Genomic DNA, 4,637 nt, shown 5'->3' with positions numbered 1-4,637 from the left:
CCAAACGAGGAGTTTTAAAACGAATATATCGCAGAGATCTAATTTGGAACGACAATCGAAAAAAGGATTTTGAAAATCAACAAAGTTTTTGAAAGAGTCATTAATGGCTCTTTCAAAAATTTGTATGATTTTTTTCTTTTTCATGTTTTATGTTCCAATAATTTAGTTTCAGCATGAATCTACTTAAAAGACCTAATTCTATTTTCATTGTTCTTTTTATGTGTTTTGAAAATACTTTTTCGAAAATATTTTCAATTTTATTGTTCGTTAATGGAATATTCGAATTTTCAAGGCGTGTCGTTAATTTTTTAAAGTAGGGAATGATGAATTTCCATAGGATTTTGTCTGTAAACTTATTTTTTGAGTATTTTTTATCAATTAGCATATCTCGTAGTTTTTTAGCATCATTAAGTGTTTCTGCATCCAATATTTTATAACATCCTGTTTTAAATCCATTAAGATTTTTTTCGTTATCTGTTAGTTGATTTTTGTCGAAATAGTCTTTAAATCTTTTGTTTATTGCTTGTTTTAGATGAAATTTGCAGAAATGATGTTTTACTTTTAGTTTATCTATTGCTTCTCGATATTCATGTTTTAAATCTGTTCCAATTGATATTTTCTTTTGATTACGTAGTGATTCTTTTAAAAATTGATAAATGGTCTTGGAATCTTCTGAATCGACCAATTTGATGGAACCAAGAGTATTTAGTTTAACATCAAATAAGGCTAAAATATAGTTCCAAATCCCATTAATTTTTACCAAAAGGCTGTCAAACAAGTAATAACCAGATAAGTCCAATTTTGATAGTCAAATTTATAATTAGATTCTAATAATATGTTTTCAATGCTTTGATGTGAGATTTCAATGTTGTGTTGTTGTTTTAAGTCAAATCGTATTTTATGAAGTCCAGCACCATAAATTTGATATAAATTTTCAATACACTCAATAACTGGCAATATTATGTTAGAATTAGCGTAAACAATTGATTATAAATCAGTATAGAAGACTTTACCACATTTTTTACATTTATATTCCCGAACAGTGCAAATTTGTTCTCCAATTCTTAAAAAAATTAATTTTCTTTCATAAGTTCCATTTTTAACTGTGTGATGTGACTTACAACTTGGACAAATGGCAATTCTATTTTCAAAATGAATTTTACCTTTTTCTCCAACCTGATAAGATTATCATCAATATTTTCACAACCAAATCGAGAAAGATCATCAGATTGACGGAATTCAGAAAACTCAGGTACAAAATCGGAAAGTTTATATTCTTTTAACTCCATACATCCATATGGAGCTTTTATTTTAATACTGGACATATTAATATATTAGCTCCATCACATATATTAATTTTATTGCTTTTAAATTAAAAATAAAGAAAAAATAGGGCGAAAAAATTTCGTGACACAAAAACTAGTGAAAATTCAAATCACACAAGTTTTTGAATATAACGAATTAATGTTAAAATTAAATATCGTAACTTACTAATATAAACATATAAAATTGAGGGGAGTTTATGAAAATTAATGATGATATATTCAAAGAATCATATTTTTATATTAAAAATTCTAATTTATTTAATGAAAAGTGGTTTCTAAAACAGTATTATGTCCCACCTGAAACAGATCCAATTTCTTATTACCTCTTAAATTGTATTTCAATGCATTTAAATCCTTCTCCTAAATTTGATACAAAATGGTATTTAAATGAATATCCCGACGTTGAAAAAAGTGGAATGAATGCTTTTGCACATTACATAGCTTACGGAAAAGATGCATATAGATTACCACTTCCTTACAAATATGACCCAAAATACAAAAAAGATTACTCCATAATATATAATTCAGAAATGTTTGATGAAACTTGGTTTTATGAAAAATATGAAATACCCTCAGACATAGACCCAATAATATTTTTCCTAGAAAATTGTGAAAAACAACAATTAAATCCATCCCCAAAATTCGATACAAAATGGTATTTAAATGAATATCCCGACGTGAAAAAAAGTGGTGAAAACCCACTAATATATTTTATAATATATGGAAAAAATAAAGGCCACATCCCTAAAGCATATACATTTAATGAATTAGAAAAATTAAATTTAAGGCATAGTATTCGTGGAAAAAATAATTATTATTTTTTAATTAATGATACAAATAATGAACTAAAACAACATTATGATGACACATTTACAAGTAAATTTAATTATGAAAAATTCAATCAAGATTTGAACAATAAAAAAGAATATTTTAGAAATCAAGGAATTGGATATTATTATTTTATTGTTCCAGATAAAAGCATAATCTGTAAAAATTTATTACCAATAAAATATAATTCAATAATCCGAAATGTAGATAAAATAAATGTTTTAGATTTTAATAAAGAATTAAATGAATATTGTTATTGGGAAAAAGATTCACATCAAAATATTGAAGGTGGTAAAAAATTTTCATATCATATTTTAAATCATATTGACACCACATTAACAAAAAATAAATATAAAGATCTTGTGAAGGAGTGTGACTTTACTGAAATTAACGAAACTTGTGATTTGATTCATTATTTAAATTGGTCGTATTCAAATTTAGAAAAAAAAGAGATAAAAATTAATAAAGTACTGTTTCCAATACCTAAAGACATACAATATTTAAATATCCCTAAAAAATTTGCTAAAGATCAAAATAGAATTTCTGAGCATATTTATAATCCAAATAGTTATTCTAATCTTAAAGCACTCATATTTAGAGATTCGTCCACTACACCATTAAAACACTATTTAAGTTTATATTTCCGAGAAATATTCTTCTATTGGGATCATTTAAATTTAAATAAAGAGTTAATTGAATGGTATAATCCAGATATTCTCATTGAAATAAGAATTGAAAGATTTATTGAAAATTATATTGCTCCAAATTGGATTAATGAATTAAATAAAACTAAATGAATATTAACAATAACAAAAGGTGCAAAAATGAATAGATTTTGGGAAATTATTATAAATCCTATATTCAATAAAATTAAACCAAAAGTAATAGTTGAAGTAGGTTCTGATGTAGGTTTGAATACTGAAAAAATATTAAATTATTGTGAACATGAGAATAATGCTAAATTAATCTCAATTGACCCTTCACCATCATATGATATAGGCGCTATTAAAGAAAAATATGGGTCTAAATTTATTCCAATCAAAGACATTAGTTTAAATTCCTTAAAAATAATTGAAAAATATGATATTATCTTAATAGATGGAGACCATAACTGGTATACTGTTTACAATGAACTAAAAATAATAGAAACAAAATTTGATCAAAAAAATTTTCCAATAATAATTTTACATGATACCTCTTGGCCATATGGTAGAAGAGATTTATATTATAATCCTAAAACAATACCCTCAGAATATCTTAATGAATATAAAAGATTAGGAATGATGCCGAATAAAAAGGAATTATTAAAATATGGTGGAGCTAATGTGAATTTAAACAATGCTACTATTGAAAATACTCCTAAAAATGGGGTTTTAACTGCTATTGAAGATTTTTTAAAGCAAACAAATTTAAATTTAAATTTTTATAAAATCAATGGATTCAATGGTTTAGGAATAATATTCCCTGAAAATAACTCCTTTAAAAATTTTATCGAAAAAATAGTGTATGATAGTGATATTGGAGAGATTGTTGAAAAATGTTATCTTGAAAGAATTATTGACCAAAATATTACATTAAATTCACAAAAAAATCAAATAAACCAGTTAAAGAAGAAAAATACAGAATATAGTCAAAAAATACATGAAAATAATAGAATCATTCTTCAAAATAACAATAAAATTAAAAAACTTAATAATAATTCTGAAAAAGAAATTAAAGAATTAAATGAAACTAAGAATTATTCACGAAAATTAATTAAAAAAAGTATTCGGCAAGAAAATCAGATTAAAAATTTAAAAGAGAATAATGAAATTTATCAAAGTAAACTCGATGAATTAGATAATGAAACCATTAAATTTCAAACAAAAATACAAAAATTAAATAAAACAAATAAAGAATACAACAATAAAATACTAAGTTTAACAAATGAAAACAATAACAATAAAACACAAATCAACAATTTAAATACCGAAAACACCAAATTAAAAGATAATATACATATAATTACAAATGAAAACAACCACCTAAAAAACGAAATATCACAATTAAATAAAGAAAACAATAACAATAAAACACAAATCAACAATTTAAATACCGAAAACACCAAATTAAGCAGTAAAATAAAAACATTAAAAAATTCAGATAAAAATTATCAAAATCAAATCCAAAAATTAATAACAATAAATTCTAAACACAATAATCAAATTAAAATATTGGAATACACCAATGAAACATATAAAAATACTATTGAATCTTTAAAAGAAAATAATAATAATTTAATTATTAATAATAAAGTTTTAACAAATAACACTGAAGAACTCATTTTAGATAAACAAAATTTAACTAAACAAAATTCTGAACTATCTAACTATAATAATCAAATAAAATCAGAAAATAATGACCTCAATAACAAAAATAACGAACTAACTAAAAAAAATACTAACCTAAATAACAAAAATAACGAACTAACTAAAAAAAATACTA

At 23.4% G+C, this 4,637-nt stretch carries 4 protein-coding genes; 2 read left to right on the top strand and 2 right to left on the bottom strand.

What is annotated here, in order from left to right:
- Positions 1–112 precede the first annotated feature (112 nt).
- Positions 113–778, bottom strand: coding sequence for a hypothetical protein (locus QZN33_RS08005; RefSeq protein ID WP_296790770.1), 666 nt, complete (start codon positions 776–778; stop codon positions 113–115).
- A gap of 295 nt (positions 779–1,073) precedes the next feature.
- Positions 1,074–1,325, bottom strand: coding sequence for a hypothetical protein (locus QZN33_RS08000; RefSeq protein WP_296790768.1), 252 nt, complete (start codon positions 1,323–1,325; stop codon positions 1,074–1,076).
- 197 nt (positions 1,326–1,522) lie between these two features.
- Here QZN33_RS08000 and QZN33_RS07995 point away from each other — a divergent pair, with 197 nt between their 5' ends.
- Positions 1,523–2,950 (top strand): hypothetical protein, encoded by a 1,428-nt coding sequence (locus QZN33_RS07995; RefSeq protein ID WP_296790766.1) that lies wholly within the window; start codon positions 1,523–1,525, stop codon positions 2,948–2,950.
- A 27-nt stretch (positions 2,951–2,977) separates the two neighbouring features.
- The coding region (locus QZN33_RS07990; protein ID WP_296790763.1) for a class I SAM-dependent methyltransferase at positions 2,978–4,637 on the top strand (1,660 nt) is incomplete at its 3' end.

This window comes from uncultured Methanobrevibacter sp. (assembly GCF_900314615.1).
GTDB lineage: Archaea > Methanobacteriota > Methanobacteria > Methanobacteriales > Methanobacteriaceae > Methanocatella.
Note: the sequence above shows the minus strand (reverse complement) of the source record. Positions and strands in the feature narration are given on the sequence as shown.